The sequence below is a fragment of the Flavobacterium sp. KACC 22761 genome, assembly GCF_034058155.1.
In the GTDB taxonomy this organism is placed as follows: Bacteria; Bacteroidota; Bacteroidia; order Flavobacteriales; family Flavobacteriaceae; genus Flavobacterium.
The window spans coordinates 2,346,473-2,371,646 of sequence record NZ_CP139148.1 but is presented as its reverse complement, the minus strand read 5'-3'; the positions used below and the strand labels follow the sequence as shown (position 1 = coordinate 2,371,646).

Here is a 25,174-nt window from a genome sequence, read left to right as displayed (position 1 = left end):
AATAAAAAACTATGGGATTATCATCTTTTTTCAAAAATTTATTTGGCTCGACCAAAGAATCAGTAAACGAATTGGCAAATAACGCCGAAACTACTTTTGACCAAGCCAAAGAGGCCGCAGCTCCTTATATTGAAAAAGCAGAGACTTTTGCTGAGGAAACAATTGCGAAAGCAAAAGAAGCTTCAGAACCAATTATTGAAACTGCCACAGAATATGCACATCAAGCAAAAGAAACGGTAAGCGAATATGCTGAAAAAGCTTCTGACGCGATTAGTGATGTTATTGAAAGCATAAAAGAAGCTACTGCTGAAACCTCAGATGATGCAAAAAAACTGGTTACCGAAACTGTTGTTGACACAACCGAACCAGAAATTGAAGAAGCTGACAAGGAATAAAACCGCATTCTTTTCTTATAAAAATAAATATTTTTTATATTTGCAAAATAGTAAGCCTTCTCGCTTTGAGAAGGTTTTTTTATTCTTAAAATATAATTATGAGCCCAGAACAATTAGCAAGTTACACTACTCGATTGATCAATTTATTAATAGATTATTCTCCAAAATTATTCTCTGCATTTCTGATTTTATTTGTTGGATTATATGCCATTCGATTAATAAACAGACTGATTAGAAAAATAATGGTAAAAAGAAATCTAGATCCTACATTGACTAAATTTCTCGCCGATATTTTATTGTGGGCGCTCCGAGTTTTATTGTTTGTAACTTTTATTTCAAAAATCGGAATTGATACTTCATCATTTGTAGCTATTTTAGGTGCAATGGGGCTTGCAATTGGTTTATCGCTACAAGGGTCTCTTTCTAACTTTGCTGGAGGAATGCTTATTATTGTGTTCAAACCTTTTAAAGTAGGCGATACAATCGAAGCACAGGGAGTTGTTGCAACGGTATTAGAAATTCAAATTTTTGTTACCAAAATGTTGACAGGAAATAACCAAACTGTTTTTGTGCCGAATGGTGCTTTATCAAATGGAACAATCATCAATTATTCGATGCAAGGAGAGCGAAGAGCCGATTTGACTTTTTCAATTTCGTACGATTCTGATATTAAAAAAGCCAAAGACATTCTTTTAGCTACTTTAAACAATAATCCAAAAGTGCTTAAAACTCCAGCACCAGAAGTTTTCGTAAAAAACCTATCAGCAAGTTCTGTGGATTTTGCTGTTCGCCCTTGGGCAAAAAATGCCAATTACTCCGCTGTTTTTTCTGAAACTTTAGAGAATTGCAAAACAGCTTTAGACCAAGCAGGAATTTCTGTTCAGCCTTATACAATTCAAAAATAAAATAGATTTGTTATTTTTTTGATGGCAACGTCATCATAAAATCTTTTAAATAATAAGGTTCAAAATAAGCGACATCTACAGTGTCGCTTTTTTGATATTTATCAAAACTGATTTTACTCATTTCACGCGCAGAAGGATATTTTATTTCTTCTAAAAAGACAAAATTTTCTTTTGTCAAAACGGGTTTGCATTTATCGGCGCAATCGCCAACAAAATATAATACTTCTTTAAATTCAGCAAAAGAATTTTCGGTAATAACTTCAGCTTGAATGGCTCTTTCTGTTTTTAAATCGGCACTAAAAACTTCGTTGTAAACTTCCATTCTTCGCGCATCCAACATCGGAATTATTTTTCCTTCTGAAATAGACACTCTTGAAGCCAAAGTTTCTAGCGTATCAACAGCGATCAACGGAATGTTTAAAGCATAACACAATCCTTTTGCTGCAGAAACTCCAATTCGCAAACCGGTATAAGAACCCGGTCCTTGACTTACGGCGATTGCCACTAAATCCTGAACCGAGATATTTGATTCGGCAATTATTTCTTCAATAAAAACATGAAGTTTTTCGGCATGTGAATACCCTTCTTCAGCGATTTCTCTGCATATAATGGTTTCTCCATTTTTTGCAATTGATACTGAACAATTTTTAGTTGCTGTTTCGATATTGAGAATAAAAGACAAAATATTTATTTTTTAAATTAAAATTATTTTTGAATTGCGACCGCTATCCCGATAAAAAGGAATGAGAATATCCAGAACAGCCCAACTGCAATGAATAAACTGACCATCAAAAAACCGATATACAAGAACAGCTTTTTCCATGATGAAAAATAAACGTATTCTTCATTATAATATTCTGATTTATATATGCGATAATGGATATAAATCAGAAATACAGCAATCGTTATTAATGTGGCGCCAAATCCATAAATCATTTCCATCGAAAATCCGCCATGCAATGCAATGATCATAGCAAATTATTTCTTAGGTGCTTCTGCTTTTTTAAGCTTTACTTTATCGCCAGAATTCAGGTCTTTCGAAACTGTTGTATATGGACCCGTAATCACGACATCACCAGGTTTTAATCCAGACATTACTTCAATATTAGTATCATCTTGGATTCCAGTTTTAATGATTCTGATTTTAGCTTTATCGCCTACTTTCACAAAAACACATTCGTATTTTTTATCCACTTTTGGCGCTACTTTTTTATCTTCGTTTGGATCGTCAACTTTAAATTCTTTTACCGCAGTTGTATCTGCCTTAACTACAACAGAACTGATTGGCACCGCCAAAACATTTGTTTTTGTAGTTGTAATGATATCTACTGTGGCCGTCATTCCTGGTCTGAAAGGCGAATAAGCTTCTGGTTTTCCTTCTAATAAATCTTTATAAGAATCTTTCAGAATACGAACCTTAACCTTAAAATTAGTAACCTGATCTGAAGTCAAAGCTGTACTCGCAGAGTTAGAAATACTGGTTACAATACCACGGAATTTCTTTTTCAAATAAGCATCCACTTCAACATTTGCTTCATCTCCGATCTTGATTTTTACAATATCATTTTCGTTGACATCTACTTCAACTTCCATATTGTTCAAATTTGCAACGCGCAAAAGCTCTGTTCCTGCCATTTGTTGCGTTCCTAAAACACGCTCTCCTAATTCAACATTTAATACCGAAATCGTACCATCTGCAGGAGAATAAATTGTTGTACGTCCTAAGTTATCTCTAGCCTCTGTAACAGATGCCGTAGCACTTTGAACATTGTAATACGAACTTTGTTTTGTTGCTTTTGCGACTTCATAAGTCGAAATCGCTTTATCCCAATCTGATTTTGAAATTACGCCTTTGTCATACAAGGTTTTATTTCGCTCGTAATTTGCTTTTGCTTCTCTAAAGTTGGCGTCTGACTGTGTCAAACCTGCTTTTGTACCAGCCAAATTGGCCACCGAACGCTCTAAACCTGAAGTATACAAATCGGGATTTATTTTTACCAATAAATCTCCTTTTTTAACTACTTGGCCTTCTTTTACGTTTAGTGCAATAATTTCGCCTGAAACCATTGAAGCTATTTTAACTTCGATTTCAGGCTGAATTTTTCCAGTTGCCGAAACGGTTTCAACAATTGTCGAAGCCACAACTTTTGATATTTCTACTTCTTTGCCTTCATCCTTATTTCCAATAATTCCTGCTTTTGACAGACCTATTAAAGCAGCAATAACTATAATTGCGCCCCCGACTAAGAAATAAATTGTTTTTTTTGACATAGTAAATTATTTTGCAGGAATTGGAACAATTGGAATTCCAAAATAGAATTCAAGAATTTTTATTTTAAATATATAATCGTATTTCGTTCTAATAACTTCAGATTGTGCATTTGTCAACAATGTCTGCGCTTGAGTAAAATCAAATGAGTTCATCAATCCTACATCATACTTTTCTTTAGCATAATTGTAAGCTTGTTGCCTTGCTTCTAAAGTTACTGTTGCGGCTTCGTATGTATTCAACGCGCCTTTTGCATTTGTAAAAGCTGTATATACGTTACGTTGCAAATCTAAACTTTTTTGCTCTAAATCTATTTTAGATTTCTCTAAACTTACTTTATTTCGTTCAACATTATTTCTAACAGAGAATCCATTGAAAATTGGAACATTCAATTGCAAACCAAAATTATGTCCTTTATTGTCACTAAACTGCTGGAATAGTGGGTCTGGACCTACAGTATAAGGCTGGTTATTAGAATCAAACTTTACCTGATCACTGTAACTTGCTCTTGTATTAAAGCCATAAAAACCACTAAGCGTTGGCTGAAAGGCTCCTTTTGCAATAGCTACATTTTTTTCGGCAATTTCAAGATTGGTTTGTGCCAGTTTTAATTCGGTTCTTGTTTCCTTTGCTTTATTGTAAATATCAACTGGACTTTGTGCCATGATATTGTTTTCATCTTTTGCATTTGTATCATCTACAACATCAAAATCAGCAAATTCTTTAAGCTGTAAAAGTTGTGCTAAACTCAATTTTGAAATCAATAAATTGTTTTCTGAAACTGCTATATTCTGCTTATCCGTTGCAATAGTTGCTTTCAGATCAAATAAATCACCACGCGGAATTGTCCCCGCACTCACCATTTCTTCTGAACGTTTTAGACGTTTTTCATCAATAGAAAGCTGTTCTGTTTTGATTTTTAAATCTTCTTTATAGCCCAAAATCTGAAGAAAAGCATTTGCAACGTTCAACGAAACATCTTCCTGCATTTTCAATAATTGATATTGAGATGCAATAATAGCAAGTTTTGTTCGTCTATATGTATTTTGGTTTTGCAAACCTTTGTAAATATCAACTCCAGCATTTAAACCTACAGATGAGTACTGCGTTGTTTGATTACGCAAAACCCCTGTAGTCACATCCTGGTTCAAACCAATGTTCCATGAATGCGATGCGTTTCCGTTTACCGACGGAAGATATCTACCGAAAGCATCTTTTTTATTTATTTCAGCATTTTGAACGTCTAACTCCGAATTTTTAATCGTGATATTATTATCCAATGCATATCGTACACATTCCTCTAATGTCCATTGTTTTGTCTGTGCTTGGCCTGATAAACCAAATCCGAAAAGCATGGCAAAAAAAAGACTATTTATTTTATTTATTTTCATATATTTTGAATGAAGCACAGCAAACAAGCCATGCAAATTTAACATTTTAAAAACCCAAAAACTCCCTTAAATAATCGAATTATTTTTTATCCTTATCTCCTTCGTTAATCAAGCCTTGATTCCAGATTTTGATTTTATCAGAAGCTGCAACGCCGCTTTTAACTTGAACATAAATTCCGTCACTAACACCTAAAACTAAATCTCTTCTTTGAAATTTTTGTGGTGCCGTTTCAACTTCTACATAAGGTTTTTGAGTCTTTTTGTCAAACTGCACAAGCGACTCTTTGATAGCTAAAACTTTGTCTGCTTTTTCCAAAATAATCGATGCATTTGCACTTAAGCCAGCTCTGATAAAAGTATCTCCTTTATTTTCTAATTTAGCTTTTATTTCAAACTGAATAGCTCCATTTTCTGTAACTCCTTTTGGTGCGATATCTGTTAAAGTCGCCTCGAATTTTTTGTTTTCAATGGCTCCAACTGTAATCTCAATCGGCATTTTTTCTTTGATTTTACCAACTTCAGATTCGTCAATTTTTCCAATGAAAATCATTCTTCCAACATCGGCCACACTAGCAATTGTTGTTCCTTCGTTAAAATTATTACTTTCAATTACTTGGTTTCCAACTTTTACAGGCACCTGCAGTACCATTCCGTTTACTGTTGAACGAATTAAAGTATTTGCATAACTTCCTAAAGATGTTGTTGTTCCTGTTTTTACAATATCTAAACTTTGTTTTGCTGCCAAGTAATTTTGTTTTGCTTGTTTATAAGCCACTTGCGCCGCATCAAAATCGTTTGCAGAAATTACATCTTTATCAAACAATGTTTTTTGTCTTTGATAAATTTTTTCTTGATTGTCCAATGCAATTTTTGCAGTCTGCACTTGATTTTGCGTACTGCTTACGTTTGAAACATTGGCAACAACTCGAATTTTAGCAATCATATCTCCCGCTTTGATTTTCTCTCCAGCTTTGATATATACTTCTTCAATAATTCCTGAGATATTTGGTTTGATTAAGACCTCTTCATCAGGCTGAATATTACCAGTTGCGATGGTATTTTTTACGATCGTTTTAATCTCTGCCTTTTCTGTTTGAAAAACAATTGGCGACTCTTGATTTTTAGCATACAAATAATACAGTGCACCAAAGAAAATTATTGCAATAAAGATTAAAATGGTTACGGTTACTCCTTTTTTCATTTTGTTTTTGGTTTAATCGATTATATTTTGATTGATAATTTATTCCGTTCGTAAAGCGTCAACAGGCTTTACATTAATTGCGGTTTGGGCCGGAATAAATCCTGCCAGCAAACCTGAACCCACTAATATTAATAGCGCTACAAATACAACTCCTAAATCTACACTTGGATTAGCAAACATGGTGTCGCCACCGGGGGGCATGGAATCTAAGGCTAAGTTTAGGAGGGCAATAATTCCTGTCGCAACAGCAATTCCTAACATTCCTGAAATAATAGTTAAAAAGATAGATTCTGATAAAATTTGCCCACGAATTGCTGCCGGAGTTGCTCCTAAAGCTCTTCGTATTCCTATTTCTTTTGTACGTTCTTTAACTACAATGAGCATAATATTTGAAATCCCGATAACTCCTGAAATCAAAACTAATGTTCCTACAAAATAAGCAATGATTTTCAAGATATTAAACAAACTTTGTACTTTATTAAACTGCTCATATAAATCAAAATTTCCTACTGCACGGTCATCTGCCGGATTTATGGAATGCAATGATTTAATTATTTCTAGAATTTTTGGCTTTAAAGACGTTATCGACGTTTCATCTTTTGCCGTCAACGCCATCCAGCCCACTTTATCACCATAATTAAATGCTTGTTGAAATGTTGTAAACGGAATAAAAATATTTTTTTGTTCCTGTTCCGCATTTCCACCTTGTTGTTTAGATTTATAAACTCCAACAACCATAAAATTTATGCTGTTAATTTTAATATAGGTTCCAATGCACTCTTCTTCTTTTCCATAAAGTTCGCTGATAACACCTTGACCAATTACGCAAACCTTTCTTTTTTCTAGAATATCCTGTTGGTTTACAAATCGCCCTTTAATGATATCCATTGGCTGTTGCTTAATCAGTTCCGGATAATCTCCATAAATGGTAAATGCAGAAGTTTTTGTTCCGCGCACCACATTATTTGTCCCGTTAAAATCTCCCAACTGATTTCTTGGCGAAACATATAACAAATCTGGCAAAGCTGCTTTTAGCGCCGCAACATCGCTATTTCTAAAATCATAACGGCGTGTTTTTGGCAAACCTTTGTATGCTTTTGATGTCGTTTGACTCCACATAAACATGGTATTTGTCGCAATTCCGTCAAAACCTTTTTTAATTCCATTTTCCAGTCCGTTTCCTGCCGCTAGCAGAATCACCAAAATGAAGATTCCCCAAAAAACCCCAAAAGCCGTCAAGATCGTCCTGAAAGGATTCGCAGTCAATGCCTGTAAAATTTCGTCCCAATTATCTTTTTTAAACATAATTATTCGTCTCTAAGTGCTACAATAGGTTTAATTTTGGCTGCTCTATATGCCGGAAAAAAACCAGCCATTGCGCCCGCGAATACAAGTAATACAAGTGTCGTCAATGCGACACTGAAATCGACTTCAGGATTTCTGAAGTATTCACTCTGTACCATTGGCCCAACAAATTCCAGCAACATTAAACTAGCCAGTAATCCGGTAAAGCCAGCAATTGTGGTAATAAAAATTGACTCATGAAGTATCATGGTAATAATAGAAAATGGAGATGCTCCCAAGGCTTTTCTAATTCCAATTTCTTTTGTTCTTTCTTTCACTATAATCAGCATGATATTACTTACACCAACAACCCCTGCAATGATGGTACAAATCCCAACCCACCAAAAGAATAATCGTATATATAAGTTCAAATCATAAAATTGCTTGGCATCTTTTACTGAATTATACGCACCAATTCCGCTATCATCATCTGGCGCGACCATATTTTTGCTTTTAAGCAGCGTCTTTACATCTTGAGTAAATTTTTCTGATTCTGCCAAAGCTTCATCATAATCCTGTGTTTTCTTCAAGTTAAAAGACATATAACTAATTTTATCCCCTCCACCAAAAGCTCTTTGCACCGTAGTTCTAGGCAAATACGCTCTGGATTCCTCTCTCTCTCCTCCAGGATCTGTAAAAACACCCACTACTTTAAAATTGACATTATTGATTGCGATTTCCTTACCTAAAGCGTCTTTATCTTTAAACAAATCTGTTTTTACTTTCATCCCAATCACAGCTACTTTTTCATTGTTAGCCAAATCGTTACTATTTAAAAATCGGCCTTGAACAACTGTAAGGTTTTCTACTGAGCCATGATCAGGATCTACTCCTCTAAATTGATAACTCGCAGATTCTTTACCATAAGAAATCGTACCACCCCAAAAATTATATGACGCAGAACGCAAATCTAGTTTATCCTCAAATTTTTGAACCGATTGGTTATAATCACTGTTTCTAAGCTGAATTTGCCTTCCCGGATTTAATCCTTTGTATTCTTTTGTAGTCGTTCCAGACCAAACCTCGATAAGTCCGGCGGCATCGCGCTCAAACTGTTTTTCAATTCCATTTTGAAGCCCTTTTCCCGCTCCTAGCAAAATCACCAAAATAAAAATTCCCGACGCTACAGAAACCCCAGTAAGAAAAGTTCTTAATCGGTTTTTGGAGATTGCTTCAAATATTTCTTGCCAACGCTCAATATTAAACATATGATGAAGCTCTAACTTGTTCTACTTTTTTATCATCGATAATTAGTCCGTCTTTCAGGACCACATTTCTTTTGCACATTGCGGCAATATCAGGTTCGTGCGTAACGATCAAAATGGTTTTTCCTTCATCGTTAATTCCTTGAATAAGCTCCATTACTTCATAAGAAGTTTTAGTATCCAAAGCTCCAGTTGGCTCATCGGCCAATAATACTTTTGGATTTGAGGCTAACGCTCTTGCAATAGCAACGCGTTGTTTTTGTCCACCAGAAAGCTCGCTTGGCAAATGGTGTGAATGTGAACCCAACCCAACTTTCTGCAAATATTTCATTGCAATTTCGTAACGTTCTTTTCTTTTTATTCCTTGATAATACAATGGCATTGCCACATTATCAAGCGCGCTTTTATAATTGATCAAATTAAAAGACTGAAAAACAAATCCTAAAAATTTGTTGCGGTATTTAGACGCAATGGTTTCGTTCAGTTTTTTAATTGGAGTTTTATCTAAAACATAACTTCCAGAATCGGCTTCATCTAAAATTCCTAATATATTAAGAAGCGTCGATTTACCAGATCCCGAAGATCCCATGATAGCTACAAGCTCGCCTTCTTCAATATTAAAATTTATGCCTTTTAACACATGCAGTTCTGAACTTCCCATTTTATAGGATTTATGCAAATCTTTGATTTCAATCATGGTATTGTTAATTTTTTAAAACAATAATAATATTTTTTATAAGTAAATTATGATAACAAAACGTTAATAATTTCATTTTTATATTTAAATAAGACGGCTCTCTTTCGCAATTGTTACACTTTTTTACAATTATTTAATAGTTTTCTTAATTTTGTGTCACTCAAAAAAATTGTACCAATGAAGCTTACTTCAATTTTCGCTTTATTTACAGCTGCTGCAATCCTTGCTGGCTGTTCAACATCTCAAAAATTAGAAACTTTAAAACCGGAACCTGACGATGCGAGTCCATTGGTTTATGATGCAAATCCGTCGTTTATAAATTTGCCGATAAACGTAAAATTGGCTGATATCGAAAATCAGACGAATGCTCTTTTAAACGGATTGATTTATGAAGACAACAATATCGAAGATGACGATATTGAAATGAAAGTATGGAAACAGGCTCCAATAAAAATCCAGAACGACCCTTCAAATCCAGATAAAAAAATCAAAACTATTTTGCCTTTAAAAGCAACTGTAAAATATCGAATTGGAACAAAAAAACTGGGAGTCGAACTTTATGATACTCGTGAATTTAATTTGAATGGAGTAATCACTTTATCTAGCGATGTTGCTTTGACCAATTGGAAATTAAACACTAAAACCGAATTCAAATCATTGGATTGGAACGAAAGCCCAACTATGATGGTTTTTGGAAAAAGTATGCCAATTACCTATTTGATAAATCCAGCAATTTCTATTTTCAAATCAAAAATTGAAAAGAAAATCGACGAGTCAATAGAAAAATCAATGGATTTTAAGCCGAATGTTTTAACTGCATTAGAAAAAATATGCACTCCATTTCAAATGAGTGACACCTATGAAAGCTGGTTGAGAATTGCACCTATCGAAGTGTATTCAACAAATGCAAAACTCAAAAATGATTCCTTTTTATTAGACATGGGAATGAAATGCAACATGGAAACCATTGTTGGCAAACAACCAGAATCTAAATTCAATGCGAATAAAATTGTTTTGAAACCTGTTGCTAAAATCCCAAATCAGGTTAGCGCCAATATTGCAGCAATCTCCACTTACGCAGATGCTTCCAAAATCATGACGAAAAATTTTGCAGATCACGAATTTGGATCCGGAAGCAAAAAAGTAACGGTGAAAAATGTTTCCATTTGGCATAAAGATGGAAAAATGGTTATCGCATTGGATGTTTTAGGCTCAATAAACGGAACATTGTATCTTAACGGATTTCCGCAATATAATCCGCAGACAAAAGAAATCTATTTCGACAAATTAGATTATGTTTTGGATACCAAAAGCAAATTAATGCGTACTGCAAGCTGGCTAGGACAAGGTTATATTTTAAGAAAAATGGAAGCAAGTTGTCGTTACTCGATACAACCAAACTTAGAGGAAGGCAAAAAAAGCATGGCTTCTTATTTAAGGAATTATTCACCAATGCCCGGTGTTTTTGTAAATGGAAAAATGGAGGATATTGTATTTGATAAAATTCAATTGACAAATCAAGCAATTATCGCTTTTATAAAAATAAACGGAACCGTAAATGTTTCTGTTAATGGATTGAAATAGTTAATCTTTAATCCTTCCTCCTAAATTATATAACAAAAAGACCATCACTACTGATGGTCTTTTTGCATAATAGAAAGTTCTGTGATTTCAATAGCACCATTAACGATTAATTTAGAACATTTAATATTATCCCATCTTTGATAATCTCTTTTTTTCAAAAACCCATGTTCCATTTTCTTTTTTAAAATAATAAGTATCTTCAACCATACCTATTCCTCGGACTTTTTTCACTACAACGTATGCATTATTTCCGTTTATATTTAACTCCGAAATAATCACAAACACTACATTAACATTGCTGCTTTTTTCCTTAATCAGATACAGTTTGTATGGAGACTTGAACTTAATTAAATCCTCCTTTTCTAACTTAAATGAAACAAACGTATGTCCGTCTGTTCTGCCTTGATTTAATTTTTCTTTTCTCTTTGGTATAGAATCAATTAAACCAATTGTTATTTTTGGCAAGTCATTTTTTTCATTCTCCGGTCTTACATCAAATTGTTCCACTGAATCAATTAGTATACTACTATACTCCCTAATTAAACTTCTTCCTTCAGAAATCAAATCGATCTCTTTTACATTTGGTTTATCCTCATTCTTACAACTTAAAACTGTTAAAAAGAAAAAGAAAAAGATCATTTTTTTTAAAATACCATCCATATTATTATGCATAAGACATTAATGAAAACCTAACAGGTTTTTGAAACCTGTTAGGTTAATCATATTATTTTATCATTTCACTTTCGCAGAATCTAAAGGCATAGTACCTTCTGGACCATCAACCCATTTTATAAGGCGTACAAAACACTTTTCATCTTTAATTTTATAATGATAGTTAGCGCTAGTTTTTTTATAGACTCATTCTGTCTGATTCTGGCAAGGATTTATATGCTTTATCTTCTTCAATCATATTTCTTATTTCGTCGAAAAAGATTATTAATTTTTTTTCTTTTTCCATTTCAATCTTATAATCACATCTACTACTTGTACCTGATGATTTAATTATTCCATTTGCGGTGATTTCAATAGTAAACCAAAAACTCGGTATGATTCCTCCACCTTTCAATGTATCACATTCAAATTCAGTGGGAAAAGAAAGAAAGTCAATTTCGTTATAAAAACTATAGAGCTTTGACTTTTGTTTTTCTGATAATAATATTTTTACGCTTTTTTGTTTAAAATTATATTTTCTCGTATAAACACCCGTTTTAGAATTGTAATGCTCTCCAAAGTAATCAATTTTCACAGCAAAATCTTTTGGTATTCTATTTGAATCACAACTAACAATAAACATCATTAAAACAGATAGGTAAAAAATTTTCATAGCTTTATCGTATTAGTTATTGAATTCTTTTGTTGTTGTAGGGAATTACTACTAACTTCATTATAATGAAAATAAATATTTTTGCTTTTTAAGCAATAGTTTGATATGCTCAATATTCATTTGTGTTTGCTAGTAATATAGATTCTATACTACTTTTTTTACTGCATGAAATACAAAACAACATCAAAAGCAATACTGCCTTTTAAATTTATTCATACTCTAAAATATGCAGTATTTGAAAACACAAATACTGCATTAAATTATTTATCATTTTACTTTCGCAGAATCTAAAGGCTTAGGGCCTTTCGGACCATCAACCCATTTTGTTAGTTTAACAAAACACTTTTTATCCTTAATTTTATAGTGATAATAGGAAAGCAAAATTTCTTTGTTGCTTATTTTTTCAATTTTATATTCCTCATTATCAAAAACAAATGTTGAATCATTTTTTATGGACCAAGAAGAGCCTATAATTTCAAGATCCCCATCTGTATTAAACAATAAAAACCCCTCATCAGTATTGAAACGATACTTGTCACTACTGCCATTTTTATTACATTTAAAATAAACACCTTTATTATTCCAACAGTAATCTTGATATTTCCAATATTCGTTTTTACTTGTCACAAACATAGATTCTATTTCATTCTTTTTGCTGCATGAAACGCATAGTTGGACTAAAATTAGTACTACAATTTTAAATTTGTTCATCGATTTTTTTTATGTGCTGAAAAATAACGAAACCCTAACAGGTTTTGAAAACCTGTTAGGATTAATCAAGTATATTAGTATTTATCGTTGTACTTTCGCAGAATCTAACGGCTTAGGACCTTCCGGACCATCGACCCATTTTGTTAGTTTAACAAAACATTTTTTATCCTTAATTTTATAATGATAATAGGAAAGCAAAATTTCTTCATTGCTTATTTTTTCTATATGATATTCTCCATTGTTGACAACAAATGTTGAATCATTTTTTATTGACCATGGAATATTTATTTCTTCGTAATCTCCATCTATATTAGCCAAGACAAATCCTTTGTTGATATATAGTGAATACTTGTCGCGAATACCATTTTTATTATATTTATAGTAATTGCCTTTTGTATTCAAGCAGTAATCTCGATAATGCCAATACTCATCTTTACTAGTTGTAAAAATTGATTCAATTTCGCTTTTTTTACTGCATGAAATGCAAAGTGTAACTAAAAGCATTATTGCAATTCTGAATTTATTCATTGATTTTTTTATGTGCTGAAAAAGGCAATTAGGTATTAATGAAAACCTAACAGGTTTTAAAAACCTGTTAGGTCAATCATATTATTTTATCATTTTACTTTCACAGAATCTAAAGACTTAGGTCCCCTTGGACCATCAACTAATTTTTTTAGACTGATAAAACACTTTTTATCCTTAATTTTGTAGTGGTAATAAGAGAGCAAAACTTCCTCCTTGCTTATTTTTTCTATATGATATTCTGCATTATCAAAAACAAATGTCGAATCATCTTTTATTGACCACACTCTTCTATCAATCCCCCCCCCCATGTCTGTATTAAATCTGCTAAATCCTTCATCTATGTACAATAAATATTTATCATAAGAGCCATCTTCTTTAAATTGGAAGTAAATTCCTTTTGTACCTAAGCAATAATTTTTATATTTCCAGTATTCATTTTCACTAGTCCTAAAAGTCGATTCAATCTCACTTTTTTTACTGCATGAAATGCAAAACGAGACTAAAAGCACTATTCCAATTTTGAAATTATTCATCGATTTTTCCATATTCTATAGGTTCAGATATTACATTTTTATATTGTACTCGTAAAGTTATTGTTGCTTTTGAAAAAGCTCCTGATGGAGTCAAAATTTTTACCCCACCATTGTTTTTATTAAATGCAGTAATTTTCGTCAAGATATCATTTAATGAAAATTCTGAGTCTTTAGCCATATTTAATAAATACTTCGCAAATGCTGCCGCATTGTGCATTTTAAAATCATCGGTAGTCGTATTATACGTATAATTATTTGCAGCTCTAACATATACATCTGCGTGTGTAGATAAATCACTCCTAAAATTTTCGTCTCTATTATCTTCCACATGAAACAGTTCATGCTTTATAATACTTTTAAAGTTATTAAGATTATTCAGTTCTGCATTAAATCCGCCATTAATATTTAAATAAATAGTTTGAAATGTCGCTCCTAATATTTTACGTGTCCATGCTTGATTATCTTCTGATTTTTTTTCTCCTTTTTCGGTATTAATATAAACTTCTTTTTGGTCTCCTCCAAGGCTCTTGGTTAAAATTGCGGCTAAATTTTTGACTCTACTTAAAACAGTTGGTGATGAGACATTTGTATCTGAGGTTAAAACATAAGTTCCATTGTCTGCCTTAATTTTAACAACGCCATTTATAATTTTAAAATCGCCTTTGCCCGCTTCGTTGAGTGCGTTTTCATAAGCTTGAGGTGTATCTAATGGCACCCCACTTGTTGTAATTACTAGATCTTCCTCTTCATTAATTGGCACATTAAAGCTCATTTGCATAAAATTATCATAAATTTTTAGTTCTGCCAAAGCATTCTCAAGATTACCATTCGTACTGTGTTGATCACCATTATAACTTGATGTTTCTGGATTGATAGGTGTCAGACTCGCTATAGCTATAGGACAATTGGAAAAAACTTCGACAGTCATTTTAGAATATATATCTACTCCATTAGCATCCCTCAAAGGTGCAAAGAAAGTAACCGTGCCGACTTTTTCTCCATTAATAACGAGATCTATTACTTTTTTATTAGTGCTCTTATTAGGATCCCTCAACATCTTGACATCTTGTGTATGAGTTTCTCCAGGCTTTACACTTTTTGTCAATGCAACATCTGATACGGTTTGTCTGTTAACACCCCCAGCACCACCAGATCCTCCACCTGAAGGATATCCAGGATTACTGGGCCCTGTACTATATTGCTCGTTATAATAGTCGTTATTACTTCCAATATAATCGTTAGGATTTTGATCCCAGTAATTAGAAGCATAATCCCATGCAGGAGTATTTCCTCCCCCGCCAGATGGCCCAACATTAACATTATCTAAATCATTCATGCCGTCCCAGTTAAAACCACCGTCGCCGTTTTCATTATTCTGCGCGTTTGCTTTACTACCAAAAACTAACAGCATTAATAATAACAAAAAAATATTGTCTCGATTAAAAATTTTTCTCATAGCCTATTGTTTTATTATGGTTTTGGTATGTATTGTTTCGTTTTCCTTGACTTGTACGATATAAATGGATGTGCTAACTTAGCATGGAGTTCTAGTTAAGAACTAAATCTTAACTTTAGAGCATGAAAGATAATCGTAAAACTTATGACCGCAATTTTAAAGAGAAAGCAGTCCAATTAAGTTATGAAAGAGATAATATCTCACAATTAGCCAAGGAACTTGGAATAACAGCACCTTTACTTTACAAATGGCGTCAGGATTACCAAGAATTTGGAACAGGAAGTTTTCCTGGGAAAGAAAAATTAAAACTTAGCCCTGAACAGGAAAAAATCCATGAGCTTGAAAAAAAATTAAAAGAAGCAGAATTAGAACGTGATATTCTAAAAAAGGCTATAAGCATCTTTTCCAAGGGAGGTCGATGATTTATCTTTTCATAAAAGACCATGAAAAAATATATTCGATTGAAAAGATGTGCAAAGTTTTAAAAGTAAGCCCAAGCAGCTACTATAATTGGAAGCGGCAGATTCTATCAGAAAGACAGAGGAAGACTGCCCTGATAAAAGAAGAAATTGCTTCAATATATTTTAATGCTAAACAGCGGTATGGAAGCCCTAGAATTACCCTTGAACTGCAAAGCCAAGGATATCAGATATCCAGAATAACTGTGGCTAAATACATGAAGCAGTTAGGACTGTACAGCAAATTGAGTAAAAAATTCAAAGTAACAACCAATTCAAAACACAATCATTTTGTTGTTCCAAATATTCTAAAAAGGGAATTTACAGCAACAGAACCAGCAAAGGCTTGGGTTTCAGACATCACCTATATACAGACAAAGGATGGTTTTTTATATCTGACCATCATTTTAGATTTATTTGACAGAAAGATAGTCGGCTGGAGTTTAAGCAATGGACTAAGCACTAAACAAACTACAATGACGGCTTGGAAAATGGCTGTAAAGAACAGAACAATTGCAAGTGAATTAATATTCCATTCTGACCGAGGAATCCAATATGCCAATAAAAAATTTACTAATGTATTGGATTCTTATAAAAATATCACAAGAAGTATGAGCCGTAAAGGAGACTGCTGGGATAACGCGGTTGCTGAAAGTTTTTTCAAATCTTTAAAAACGGAATTGGTTTATGGAAGTAAATTAATTTCTAGAGAACAGATGGAACTTGAAATTTTTGAATACATCGAAATTTGGTATAACAAAAAAAGAAGACATTCGGCTTTGAACTATAAAACAATTGAAGAATTTAACAAACTAACTAATTATAAAAATGTAGCTTAACTTTTTCTCCAGTTTTTGTTTGCATATCCACTTTTTGTGTATCGCTATTTCAGGACAAGACAAAATTAAGATAAAAAAAGCAGTCTAAAATTTAGACTGCTTTTTTCTTTTTAGATTGGTACATTCTGTAAATCAGAACACCAATTATCCCTACAAGTAAATATGGAATGACCATTAAATATACAATTCCGTCGTTTACAGCTTCAGCTTTTTTTGTATTTGAATCTCCCGCCAATGCTGCACGACACATTGCACATTGAGCATTCGCTGAAATTCCAATCAAGAAAATACAAATTCCAAAAATCACTTTTTGCAATTTGGAATTTGAAGTTTGAAAATTTGATATTTTATTTTTAATGCGCATAATAAGGAGAAATCATTAAGTAAACTACCACACCTGTAACCGCAACATACAACCAAAGTGGAAAAGTTATTTTAGCTAATTTTTTATGCCTGTCAAAACGTTGCGCCAATGCTCTAACATAAGTGAATAAAACAAGCGGAATAATTGCTATGGACAATAAAATATGCGTTATTAAAATAAAGAAATACACATAACGCAAAACGCCTTCTCCACCATATTTAGTAGAATCTGCCGTCATATGATATGCAACATACATCACCAAAAAAGCAACTGACAAGGCAATCGCAAAAGTCATTAAGCGCTCATGCAATACACGTTTTCCATTTTTAATGGCCATTACAGCAGCAACAAGTACAACAGCTGTTATACCATTTATTGTCGCATAAACCGGAGGCAACATGGATAACGGTTCAACATTGTAACCAAAATCTTTTAGTTTTACGCCAAATAAAATTGCTACCACAACTGGTATTACAATTGAAACGGCAATAATAAATTTATTGTATTTTTTTTCTATTGAATTATCTTCCATTTTTATTCTGCTAATAATACTTTAATATCTTCTTGAATTTCTCTAACTCCTTTTTTATCTAATCCATCATAATACAAAATTGGATTTCCAAATTCATCTTTTCTGCATCGAATTTTACCATCTTTGTCAATCAGGGCAAATAAACCAGAATGCTCAAAACCTCCACTCACTTTGTCATTTTCACCGGCATACAAGTTAAATCCTTTGTTAGACAAATCCATAATTGTTGCTTTATCACCCGTAAGGAAATTCCAATTTGAAGATTTTGCACCAAGCAATTTTGCGTAATCTTTCAAAACTTTTGGCGTATCATGATTAGGATCTATAGTAATTGAAACAATTCCGAAGTTTGGATTTCCAAAGAAAGTTTTTTCAATTTCTAGCATGCTTACATTCATCTTTGGACAAATTGAAGGACAAGTTGTGAAGAAGAATTCTAAAACATAAACTTTTCCTTTATACGTTTCATTTGAAACTTTTGCACCATCTTGATTTGTCAATTCAAATTTAGGAGCGGGTCCAATAGTCAACAGTTTTGCTGCATCTTTTGAATCTTTCAAACCAACGTTATCCAAGCGGTTTCCTTTTACAACTTCTCCGTTTTTTATCCTGTCAACAATTTTTGGTACTGCATAAATTCCAAAAATCAAAACAATAAACGAAATTCCGATGTATGATTTATTTTTAAACATGTCGATAAAAATTAAAGTTGTTTAGTAGCGTTGTGATTCTTTTTAAGAGCTGCTCGGTATTCGTATAAAATAATTTTGAAATCATCCAGCATTTCATTACTCAACTCTGATGGATGAAAAGTATCATAGCCTTCCTTATATTCATCTTTGTTTTTTCTACCTCTAAGATTCCTTTCTTTATCAACAATGTAAACATTTGGACTTCCAAGATTCTCATTTAATTTTCCCTTTAAATGAAGTCCGTCATAAAACTTTTGAACTTCTTCTTTCGAAGCAAAAACAAAATTCCAATTTTTGACATCTGTAAAAGGAGACAAAGCATCGACTATTTTTTGAGCTTCTTTCTCTGTTCCAAGCGGACACAAAATCACAAACTGAAGATCTTCAAAACCGTTATAACGTTTGTAGATTTTTTCATTTAGATTGAAGTAATTCCCTCGGTTCTCTAAAATATTTGTACCTCCAAAACCAAGTACCGTAATCTTTTTATTAAGAGAGATTTTTTTTCCGTTTAATGAATTCCAATTTCCAAAATCGGCAACTTTTGGTGTTATTACAGGAAGTGTTGTGAAACTATTTACACCAGAAGCAAAAAATAAATAGGCTACAATTGGCAAAACAAAAAGTACAAAGAGAACTATATTTTTTTTCATTGTTTATGCGGGAAATTATTGAGGTACAAAAATAAAAAAAGCTCCGCAAATCGGAGCTTCTTTTCGAATTAATATCATGTTAAAAATTCCATTTAATAGTAGAATCTTTAAAAACCCCATAAATATAATGTCCTTCTGTCAAAAGAATAAACAATAAATATAAAACTAGGAAAACAACTGGTGATACAACAGACCATCTAAGACTGCTTTTTTCACCTTCCATGTGCATAAATGCCCATACAATATAATATGCTTTGAAAATTGTAAGGATATAGAAAATCCAGTTCAATAAATTCAAACCTACAAAATGATTACCTTCTAAAACTGCAGGTTTGTAGATACCAAGAATAACCTCTACTGTAGTTACTACTGATAGTAATGCAAAAACAAACCAGATTCTTTTTGTATTTGATACGTATTCGTGACCGTGTGCCATAATAATAAATCTTAAAAAATTAAACTAAGTAGAAAACTGTAAATACGAATACCCAAACTAAATCTACAAAGTGCCAGTATAATCCAACTTTCTCTACCATTTCGTAGCTTCTTCTTTTCTCGTAAGTTCCTAATAATACATTAAAGAAGATAATGATATTAATGATAACTCCAGAAAATACGTGGAATCCGTGGAATCCAGTGATGAAGAAGAAGAAATCAGCAAATAATTTGCTTCCGTATTCGTTTCTAGTTAAGTTTGCTCCTTCTACTACATATTTTGCAGTTGCTAAACGAGTTTCAGCTTCTGCTCTAGTCAGAACCTTTTTACTCTTTTTTCCGTTATTTTCAATAATCTGTTCTGTTCTGATCAATAATTCAGGATGCGCTTTAAAACCAGCTTGAACTTCAGCAACTGTATAGGTTGGTTGTGTTTCAGCATCTTCAACAAACCAAGTTCCATGACTTCTTGTCAAAGCTTCTCTTTGTTCTGGTAATTTTACAGCAAATGCTTCAAGAGCAACTCTTTTACCGTCTTTATCAACAAACTGCAATAAACTTCCACCTGCTGTTTCTACTGCACCATATTCTCCTTTAATGAAGTTTTTCCACTCCCAAGCTTGAGAACCAACGAAAATTAAACCTCCAATAATAGTCAAGAACATAAAAATAGCAACTTTTGTCTTTTTTAATTGATGACCTGCATCAACAGCCAAAACCATTGTTACAGATGAGAAAATCAAGATAAAAGTCATTAAGGCTACATAATACATAGGAGCCGAAACGCCATGCATAAATGGGAAGTGTGTAAACACTTCGTCAGCCAAAGGCCAAGTTTCAATAAATTTAAATCTAGAAAAACCATAAGCAGCAAGGAATCCAGAGAATGTTAAGGCATCTGATACGATGAAAAACCACATCATCATTTTACCATAACTTGCTCCTAATGGTTGGATATCATCTCCGCCTCCCCAAGTTTTTTCGTTGTTATTTGCAGTAGTAACTGTCGCTTCCATAAAAGATATTCGTTAAAAAGTTCCCAAATTTACGTTTTTTTCTTATTTAAAGAAATATAAAAATAAAAATAAATATACCCATAATAAATCCAAAAAGTGCCAATACATCGCACCTAGTTCTATACCAAGAGTTTGAGTCGAATTGTATTTTTGTTTAAAATGATTATAAATTATAATTAAAAGTGAAATTAATCCGCCAGCCAAGTGCAATAGGTGCGTTACAGTCACTACATAAAGAAAAGTTGTAGTAATTGAGCTACCTTGTCCTGTAAAATAATATCCTTTTTCAACGATTTGTCCAAATCCTTGAAATTGCAACACTACAAACAAAACTCCTAAAGCTAAAGTTCCTAAGAGCAAAGCGGTAACTTCGCTTCTTTTATCTTTCTGAATTGCTTTTTTTGCTAAATAAAAAGTAATACTGCAGCCGATAATTACTGCTGTACTATAATAAAATGCTGATGGCAGTTCAAAATCCTTCAACCAGTCGGCTCTAGATTTACTTACCACAAATGCACTTGTAAGTCCCGCAAACATCATGGTCATACTTACCATGGCGAATAACAAAATCAGTTTTGCCGATTTTGACTTTCTTAATTGTTCCTCATTTGCTTTAATTGTCATTTCCATAACTATCTTAAAAATTTATCTACTATAAATACAATCTGCAATAATGAAATGTATGAAACACTCACCAGCATCAACGTTCTTGCCGATTTCGCCGTTCTCAACTGATACAATTTTACGGCATAAAACAACATCCATAATCCCAACAAAAACACTAAAACTGCAGCAATTGGAGAAATAAACAATTGCCCTGTATAACCCAAAACCGGAAGCAATGAGGCAATTATTAACCAAATGGTATATAAAATAACTTGTAACGCAGTTCCTTTATCTTTCTTTCCTGTTGGCAGCATAAAGATTCCTGCTTTTTCATAATCTTCATACAAAAACCAACCAATTGCCCAAAAATGAGGAAATTGCCAGAAAAACTGAATCAAAAACAAAGTCCCTGCTTCAATTCCAAACTCACCAGTAGCCGCAACCCATCCCAACATAAATGGTATAGCACCAGGAAAAGCGCCAACAAATACAGATAACGAAGTAACTGTTTTTAATGGTGTATAAATACTGGTATATAAAAATATGGAAATAGCAGCAAACATTGCTGACTTGGCATTGATGGTATAAAGCAAACTGATTCCGATAATCGTCAGCAGACTTGCCACAAACAAAGCCATTTTAGGAGACATGCGTCCAGAAGGAACTGGGCGGTTTTTGGTTCGATCCATTAAAGCATCGATATCTTTTTCAATTACTTGATTGAAAGCATTTGAAGCCCCAACCATGCAGTAACCGCCAATTGACAAAACAAGCAAAACACTCCATTGAAAAGGATGCTCGTCATTTACACCTAATAAATATCCAGCAATTGAAGAAAACAAAACACTAATAGCCAAACCAGCTTTAGTAATCTCTTTGAAATCCAGAAATATTGATTTTAGTGAAATTGTATTTTTTGTAGCGTTCAAACCTTTATTGTTTGTATATTTTTTTTGAGTGCTGCAAATGTACAAATTAGATTGTAGAATCTAAACCAATAAATTTAGATTTTTTTCAATAAAACCTTTACAAAATAAGGACTTGCAAATCTTTAACACAATTATTTCGAAAAATCCTATAAAAATCCTAGTAATCGAAATACCAATTGAAAATATCTGAACGCAATCCGATAGTAAACCAAGTCGTACTTTGTTTAAAAGTTGTTGGTGTATCTTGAGTTGGATCGAAGTTTCTATAAATAAAGCTTCCAAACAATTTTAGATTCGTCATTGGGTTTATCAAATACCCTCCTTGAATATCTGCAATGAAAACATCTGTTTTATTTCCTTGCCCCACTTTCACTCCTTTATCGTAAGGACGTTTTACATCATAGCTTTTGTAAATATCGCCTCCATAATTGTAACTATCTTTTGCTGTATTAAAATCAAGTCCGCGTTTTCCAATATTAAATTTAGCATCACCAAAAAGACGGCCTTTATGATATCTTCCAATTACTACAAGCTCATTGAAATTTCCGCCCCATTGATGTCCAATACTTTGATTATTGTGCCCGTAATTTGTAATTACCGCACTATGCGAGTACACATAAGGACGTACATGATTGTATTCTACCTGCAACAAAAGATCTTTTACATCAAATGCGTTGAAATATTTCCCTCCAATTTGAAAACCAAATTTGTTTTTCCAGCTTTTATCTCCAGCTTTTACATCAGAAACTGAAAATTCATCGATCAAAAATTGCGAATATAAATTTATGCTGTTGCTCCATTTGTATTTTCCAGTAATTCCAAGCATTGCATTTCCGCTTCTTGAAGAAGAAGTGAACTCAACCGTTCTGTAAAAAATAATTGGATTTACAAAATTGACATCAAATCCTCTATTATTAGTATCTGTCCAAACCACCGATTCAAAGAAACCTAAATTCAATCTATTCGAAACATTCCAGCTCAAATAGTGGTTTGCCATAAATTTTGTTGCGTATGTTTTATCAACTGTAACTTCTGGGCGAACATCTTTCAACCACATATACGTATTTGTATATTTAATTTTCCAGAAAGTCGTGTTAATTTTAAAGTACGGATACGGGCTTGCACCATCGCCTTCAAGCAATGAACGATATCCATCTCCAATAAAATTCCTTCCATAACCTAACTGAAGATCAAAAAACTTATATGGCGCATAAGTAATATCAGCTTCTGCCAAAGGAAAATCATACGCATCTGTTTTAAAACGTTTTGCAATACCAACTCCTGGAATAATCGCCGGATTTCCTCCAGATGGCTTTAATGATTCAGCATAATCGTTAAAATATCCTGCAAAACGACCTTGACTTTCAAAAATTGTCGTTGTAAAGTTTAATTTTTTGCCAAGACCTCCTCTAAAATTTAGAGCACGCGTATTCACATAAGTATAAGACGCATCAAGATCTGAAGCTTTTCCCAACTGCAAATCAACAATAGGATTTAAAGCCAACCAATAATCTTCTCCTTGAATTTGCACTAAATTTTCATTCCACCATTTTCTTCCCAACCAAGTGGTAGCCTTCTTTTGAAGCGACTCATTTACAGCTCTCAAATTATAATACTTTGAAACTTCACTATAAGTATATGGTTTTGAAGCCGTATGGCTATTGCTTCCCACTTGATTCATAGCACCATCAAATTGCGCATAATAACTATGTGAAAAAGGAATATTCAAATAACTATCAAACTCTGGATTATTGTATTTTTTGTACACAATACTATCCAATTCTGTCATAGGCTTTTCAGCCGGCTTCAAAATTTGTGATGCCGCCAAAGCTTCTGCTGCTAATTGTTCTGAACTTTTTAAAGGAATGTTAATCGTGATGGTATATTTTGAATAGGTAGGCTTTCCATTGTAAGTTGATGGCTTAATGGTTGGAAACTTTGCAAAAACACGTTTTGCTGCTTCAGACAAATCTTCATTTGCAGAATTTACATAAATCACTTTAAAAGCTCCTGTTGCATCAACTTCAAAAAGCACTTTCACCTCTCCTTTGTAATTTTCTTGTTTTAAATTTTCGGGCACTTCAAAATTCTGAAAAACAAAATCGTGAACTTCTTTATAAAAGCAATCTTCTAATTTTTTATCCATTAAATTTTCGCAATTCTGAAAAACAGGAAACTGTTCACTTGTAAATCCAGATTTAACCGAAGTAGCATTATTTTCTTGTGCAAAAACAAATAAGGAAGTTATCATTAAAGCAAAAGTCAGGGCGGTTTTGCTTGTTAAGTAGGTTTTGGTTTTCATTTAATATTGATTTGGGGTATTCTCTCCATTAGCAATTGTCTTTGCCGCCGAAGTTCCGATACGTTTAACTCCTAAACGAATCATTTCTATTGCATCTTCGTATGATCTCACACCACCCGCCGCCTTAACTGGCAATGGCGATGCATTTTCTAACATTATAATAATTATTGGAACCGTAGCCCCATTTGGCAAACCATTTTCTGTTTTATAAAAACCAGTCGATGATTTCACAAATACTGATGCGTAATTCTCTTCTTTAAAATTAGATATCACGACATTTTTTATCAAAGCCGACAGCTGGATAATTTCTTTATCGGTCAAGGCAGCGGTTTCAATAATCCATTTTACCGTTTTATTATGCGCTAAGCCAATTTGTGTGCCCAATAAAATTTCATTTTTGACTAAAGCTACATCGCCATTTTTGAAAGCTTCATAATTGCAGACAAAATCCAAATCATCTGCTCCGTTTTCAATAGCTTCATTTGCTTCTTTAATTTTGGTTTCCAAATCTGACTTCCCTTCTGGAAAATCAATTACAGTTCCAACAAGCAAAGTCGAATGAGCCTCTAAAATCATTTTTTTAGCCAAGCTGACCTGTTCTGGCCGAATCATTATCAATTTAAACCCTTCCTCAATTGCCTCTTCAATTGCTTTTACAACAACGGCATTATTTTCTGCTTCTGAAAGCCCAGCTTGCGAAGCAGTTTTAAGATACGTTGAATCAAGGTATTGCTTAATGTTCATGATTTTTCTGTTACATCAGATCGGCACAAAAATACATTTTAAATTCAAAAAACAGCATTAT

The 25,174-nt window shown here is 33.1% G+C and carries 27 protein-coding genes and 1 pseudogene; 4 read left to right on the top strand and 24 right to left on the bottom strand.

The window, feature by feature from the left end:
• Positions 1-11: 11 nt before the first annotated feature.
• Together SCB73_RS10275 and SCB73_RS10270 are read left to right on the top strand one after the other, a co-directional pair.
• Positions 12-395, top strand: coding sequence for a YtxH domain-containing protein (locus SCB73_RS10275; RefSeq protein WP_320569930.1), 384 nt, complete (start codon positions 12-14; stop codon positions 393-395).
• 98 nt (positions 396-493) lie between these two features.
• A complete protein-coding gene (locus tag SCB73_RS10270) occupies positions 494-1,300 on the top strand; it encodes a mechanosensitive ion channel family protein (protein WP_413927826.1) in 807 nt (268 codons plus the stop codon).
• Positions 1,301-1,310: 10 nt separating this feature from the next.
• Here the strand turns inward: SCB73_RS10270 and tsaB are convergent, their stop codons facing one another.
• The 8 genes from tsaB to SCB73_RS10230 form a co-directional block, all read right to left on the bottom strand.
• The gene (gene tsaB / locus SCB73_RS10265; protein ID WP_320569929.1) at positions 1,311-1,982 is read right to left on the bottom strand and encodes a tRNA (adenosine(37)-N6)-threonylcarbamoyltransferase complex dimerization subunit type 1 TsaB; all 672 of its coding nucleotides are present in this window, start codon (positions 1,980-1,982) and stop codon (positions 1,311-1,313) included.
• Between the two features lie 23 nt (positions 1,983-2,005).
• Entirely contained in the window at positions 2,006-2,272 is a 267-nt protein-coding gene (locus SCB73_RS10260; RefSeq protein ID WP_320569928.1) for a hypothetical protein, read from the bottom strand.
• 6 nt (positions 2,273-2,278) lie between these two features.
• Complete coding sequence (locus tag SCB73_RS10255) at positions 2,279-3,571, bottom strand: efflux RND transporter periplasmic adaptor subunit (protein WP_320569927.1); 1,293 nt, start codon at positions 3,569-3,571, stop codon at positions 2,279-2,281.
• 6 nt (positions 3,572-3,577) lie between these two features.
• Positions 3,578-4,960 carry a TolC family protein gene (locus tag SCB73_RS10250; protein ID WP_320569926.1) on the bottom strand — a complete coding sequence of 461 codons (1,383 nt, stop codon included), beginning with the start codon at positions 4,958-4,960 and terminating at the stop codon, positions 3,578-3,580.
• Between the two features lie 79 nt (positions 4,961-5,039).
• Positions 5,040-6,161 carry an efflux RND transporter periplasmic adaptor subunit gene (locus SCB73_RS10245; RefSeq protein ID WP_320569925.1) on the bottom strand — a complete coding sequence of 374 codons (1,122 nt, stop codon included), beginning with the start codon at positions 6,159-6,161 and terminating at the stop codon, positions 5,040-5,042.
• Positions 6,162-6,200: 39 nt separating this feature from the next.
• Positions 6,201-7,466 carry an ABC transporter permease gene (locus SCB73_RS10240; protein ID WP_320569924.1) on the bottom strand — a complete coding sequence of 422 codons (1,266 nt, stop codon included), beginning with the start codon at positions 7,464-7,466 and terminating at the stop codon, positions 6,201-6,203.
• A 2-nt stretch (positions 7,467-7,468) separates the two neighbouring features.
• Positions 7,469-8,713, bottom strand: coding sequence for an ABC transporter permease (locus tag SCB73_RS10235; RefSeq protein WP_320569923.1), 1,245 nt, complete (start codon positions 8,711-8,713; stop codon positions 7,469-7,471).
• Entirely contained in the window at positions 8,706-9,407 is a 702-nt protein-coding gene (locus tag SCB73_RS10230) for an ABC transporter ATP-binding protein (RefSeq protein WP_320569922.1), read from the bottom strand. The genes SCB73_RS10235 and SCB73_RS10230 overlap by 8 nt, the downstream gene beginning before the upstream one ends.
• 177 nt (positions 9,408-9,584) lie before the next feature.
• Between SCB73_RS10230 and SCB73_RS10225 the strand changes: the two genes are divergently transcribed.
• Positions 9,585-10,991: a DUF4403 family protein gene (locus SCB73_RS10225; protein ID WP_320569921.1), complete on the top strand. Its 1,407-nt coding sequence runs from the start codon at positions 9,585-9,587 to the stop codon at positions 10,989-10,991.
• Positions 10,992-11,117: 126 nt separating this feature from the next.
• Here SCB73_RS10225 and SCB73_RS10220 read toward each other — a convergent pair whose 3' ends face one another.
• The 6 genes from SCB73_RS10220 to SCB73_RS10195 form a co-directional block, all read right to left on the bottom strand.
• Complete coding sequence (locus SCB73_RS10220) at positions 11,118-11,651, bottom strand: hypothetical protein (protein ID WP_320569920.1); 534 nt, start codon at positions 11,649-11,651, stop codon at positions 11,118-11,120.
• 190 nt (positions 11,652-11,841) lie between these two features.
• Positions 11,842-12,315: a hypothetical protein gene (locus SCB73_RS10215; protein ID WP_320569919.1), complete on the bottom strand. Its 474-nt coding sequence runs from the start codon at positions 12,313-12,315 to the stop codon at positions 11,842-11,844.
• Positions 12,316-12,582: 267 nt separating this feature from the next.
• Positions 12,583-13,026 (bottom strand): hypothetical protein, encoded by a 444-nt coding sequence (locus SCB73_RS10210; RefSeq protein WP_320569918.1) that lies wholly within the window; start codon positions 13,024-13,026, stop codon positions 12,583-12,585.
• An 81-nt stretch (positions 13,027-13,107) separates the two neighbouring features.
• Positions 13,108-13,554 (bottom strand): hypothetical protein, encoded by a 447-nt coding sequence (locus SCB73_RS10205; protein WP_320569917.1) that lies wholly within the window; start codon positions 13,552-13,554, stop codon positions 13,108-13,110.
• Between the two features lie 89 nt (positions 13,555-13,643).
• On the bottom strand, positions 13,644-14,099 hold the full coding sequence (locus tag SCB73_RS10200; protein ID WP_320569916.1) for a hypothetical protein: 456 nt from the start codon (positions 14,097-14,099) through the stop codon (positions 13,644-13,646).
• Complete coding sequence (locus SCB73_RS10195) at positions 14,080-15,543, bottom strand: hypothetical protein (RefSeq protein ID WP_320569915.1); 1,464 nt, start codon at positions 15,541-15,543, stop codon at positions 14,080-14,082. The genes SCB73_RS10200 and SCB73_RS10195 overlap by 20 nt, the downstream gene beginning before the upstream one ends.
• Positions 15,544-15,665: 122 nt before the next feature.
• Here SCB73_RS10195 and SCB73_RS10190 point away from each other — a divergent pair.
• A pseudogene (locus tag SCB73_RS10190) lies at positions 15,666-16,840 on the top strand (IS3 family transposase).
• Positions 16,841-16,931: 91 nt separating this feature from the next.
• Here SCB73_RS10190 and SCB73_RS10185 read toward each other — a convergent pair.
• From SCB73_RS10185 to deoC, 10 genes are all read right to left on the bottom strand, one after another.
• A complete protein-coding gene (locus SCB73_RS10185) occupies positions 16,932-17,147 on the bottom strand; it encodes a hypothetical protein (protein ID WP_413927825.1) in 216 nt (71 codons plus the stop codon).
• Positions 17,148-17,193: 46 nt separating this feature from the next.
• Positions 17,194-17,736: a DUF420 domain-containing protein gene (locus SCB73_RS10180; RefSeq protein ID WP_320569912.1), complete on the bottom strand. Its 543-nt coding sequence runs from the start codon at positions 17,734-17,736 to the stop codon at positions 17,194-17,196.
• A 2-nt stretch (positions 17,737-17,738) separates the two neighbouring features.
• Positions 17,739-18,428 (bottom strand): SCO family protein, encoded by a 690-nt coding sequence (locus SCB73_RS10175; protein ID WP_320569911.1) that lies wholly within the window; start codon positions 18,426-18,428, stop codon positions 17,739-17,741.
• An 11-nt stretch (positions 18,429-18,439) separates the two neighbouring features.
• Positions 18,440-19,081, bottom strand: coding sequence for a hypothetical protein (locus SCB73_RS10170; protein WP_320569910.1), 642 nt, complete (start codon positions 19,079-19,081; stop codon positions 18,440-18,442).
• 79 nt (positions 19,082-19,160) lie between these two features.
• Complete coding sequence (locus SCB73_RS10165; RefSeq protein WP_320569909.1) at positions 19,161-19,517, bottom strand: cytochrome C oxidase subunit IV family protein; 357 nt, start codon at positions 19,515-19,517, stop codon at positions 19,161-19,163.
• A 19-nt stretch (positions 19,518-19,536) separates the two neighbouring features.
• Positions 19,537-20,532 (bottom strand): cytochrome c oxidase subunit 3, encoded by a 996-nt coding sequence (locus tag SCB73_RS10160; RefSeq protein ID WP_320569908.1) that lies wholly within the window; start codon positions 20,530-20,532, stop codon positions 19,537-19,539.
• A gap of 42 nt (positions 20,533-20,574) precedes the next feature.
• Positions 20,575-21,162, bottom strand: a complete 588-nt coding sequence (locus SCB73_RS10155; RefSeq protein ID WP_320569907.1) for a cytochrome c oxidase subunit 3 — start codon at positions 21,160-21,162, stop codon at positions 20,575-20,577.
• Between the two features lie 2 nt (positions 21,163-21,164).
• Entirely contained in the window at positions 21,165-22,067 is a 903-nt protein-coding gene (gene cyoE, locus SCB73_RS10150; protein ID WP_320569906.1) for a heme o synthase, read from the bottom strand.
• 157 nt (positions 22,068-22,224) lie between these two features.
• Entirely contained in the window at positions 22,225-24,369 is a 2,145-nt protein-coding gene (locus SCB73_RS10145) for an energy transducer TonB (protein WP_320569905.1), read from the bottom strand.
• Positions 24,370-25,113: a deoxyribose-phosphate aldolase gene (gene deoC / locus SCB73_RS10140; RefSeq protein ID WP_320569904.1), complete on the bottom strand. Its 744-nt coding sequence runs from the start codon at positions 25,111-25,113 to the stop codon at positions 24,370-24,372. It abuts the gene before it with no gap.
• Positions 25,114-25,174: the final 61 nt, after the last annotated feature.

Excerpts from the sequence above, each read along its gene's own strand:
- SCB73_RS10275 (WP_320569930.1), top strand. The coding sequence starts at position 12 with ATGGGATTATCATCTTTTTTCAAAAATTTATTTGGCTCGACCAAAGAA.
- SCB73_RS10270 (WP_413927826.1), top strand. The coding sequence starts at position 494 with ATGAGCCCAGAACAATTAGCAAGTTACACTACTCGATTGATCAATTTA.
- SCB73_RS10260 (WP_320569928.1), bottom strand. The coding sequence starts at position 2,272 with ATGATCATTGCATTGCATGGCGGATTTTCGATGGAAATGATTTATGGA.
- SCB73_RS10255 (WP_320569927.1), bottom strand. The coding sequence starts at position 3,571 with ATGTCAAAAAAAACAATTTATTTCTTAGTCGGGGGCGCAATTATAGTT.
- SCB73_RS10250 (WP_320569926.1), bottom strand. The coding sequence starts at position 4,960 with ATGAAAATAAATAAAATAAATAGTCTTTTTTTTGCCATGCTTTTCGGA.
- SCB73_RS10245 (WP_320569925.1), bottom strand. The coding sequence starts at position 6,161 with ATGAAAAAAGGAGTAACCGTAACCATTTTAATCTTTATTGCAATAATT.
- SCB73_RS10240 (WP_320569924.1), bottom strand. The coding sequence starts at position 7,466 with ATGTTTAAAAAAGATAATTGGGACGAAATTTTACAGGCATTGACTGCG.
- SCB73_RS10235 (WP_320569923.1), bottom strand. The coding sequence starts at position 8,713 with ATGTTTAATATTGAGCGTTGGCAAGAAATATTTGAAGCAATCTCCAAA.
- SCB73_RS10230 (WP_320569922.1), bottom strand. The coding sequence starts at position 9,407 with ATGATTGAAATCAAAGATTTGCATAAATCCTATAAAATGGGAAGTTCA.
- SCB73_RS10225 (WP_320569921.1), top strand. The coding sequence starts at position 9,585 with ATGAAGCTTACTTCAATTTTCGCTTTATTTACAGCTGCTGCAATCCTT.
- SCB73_RS10220 (WP_320569920.1), bottom strand. The coding sequence starts at position 11,651 with ATGGATGGTATTTTAAAAAAAATGATCTTTTTCTTTTTCTTTTTAACA.
- SCB73_RS10215 (WP_320569919.1), bottom strand. The coding sequence starts at position 12,315 with ATGAAAATTTTTTACCTATCTGTTTTAATGATGTTTATTGTTAGTTGT.
- SCB73_RS10210 (WP_320569918.1), bottom strand. The coding sequence starts at position 13,026 with ATGAACAAATTTAAAATTGTAGTACTAATTTTAGTCCAACTATGCGTT.
- SCB73_RS10205 (WP_320569917.1), bottom strand. The coding sequence starts at position 13,554 with ATGAATAAATTCAGAATTGCAATAATGCTTTTAGTTACACTTTGCATT.
- SCB73_RS10200 (WP_320569916.1), bottom strand. The coding sequence starts at position 14,099 with ATGGAAAAATCGATGAATAATTTCAAAATTGGAATAGTGCTTTTAGTC.
- SCB73_RS10195 (WP_320569915.1), bottom strand. The coding sequence starts at position 15,543 with ATGAGAAAAATTTTTAATCGAGACAATATTTTTTTGTTATTATTAATG.
- SCB73_RS10180 (WP_320569912.1), bottom strand. The coding sequence starts at position 17,736 with ATGGAAGATAATTCAATAGAAAAAAAATACAATAAATTTATTATTGCC.
- SCB73_RS10175 (WP_320569911.1), bottom strand. The coding sequence starts at position 18,428 with ATGTTTAAAAATAAATCATACATCGGAATTTCGTTTATTGTTTTGATT.
- SCB73_RS10170 (WP_320569910.1), bottom strand. The coding sequence starts at position 19,081 with ATGAAAAAAAATATAGTTCTCTTTGTACTTTTTGTTTTGCCAATTGTA.
- SCB73_RS10165 (WP_320569909.1), bottom strand. The coding sequence starts at position 19,517 with ATGGCACACGGTCACGAATACGTATCAAATACAAAAAGAATCTGGTTT.
- SCB73_RS10160 (WP_320569908.1), bottom strand. The coding sequence starts at position 20,532 with ATGGAAGCGACAGTTACTACTGCAAATAACAACGAAAAAACTTGGGGA.
- SCB73_RS10155 (WP_320569907.1), bottom strand. The coding sequence starts at position 21,162 with ATGGAAATGACAATTAAAGCAAATGAGGAACAATTAAGAAAGTCAAAA.
- SCB73_RS10145 (WP_320569905.1), bottom strand. The coding sequence starts at position 24,369 with ATGAAAACCAAAACCTACTTAACAAGCAAAACCGCCCTGACTTTTGCT.
- deoC (WP_320569904.1), bottom strand. The coding sequence starts at position 25,113 with ATGAACATTAAGCAATACCTTGATTCAACGTATCTTAAAACTGCTTCG.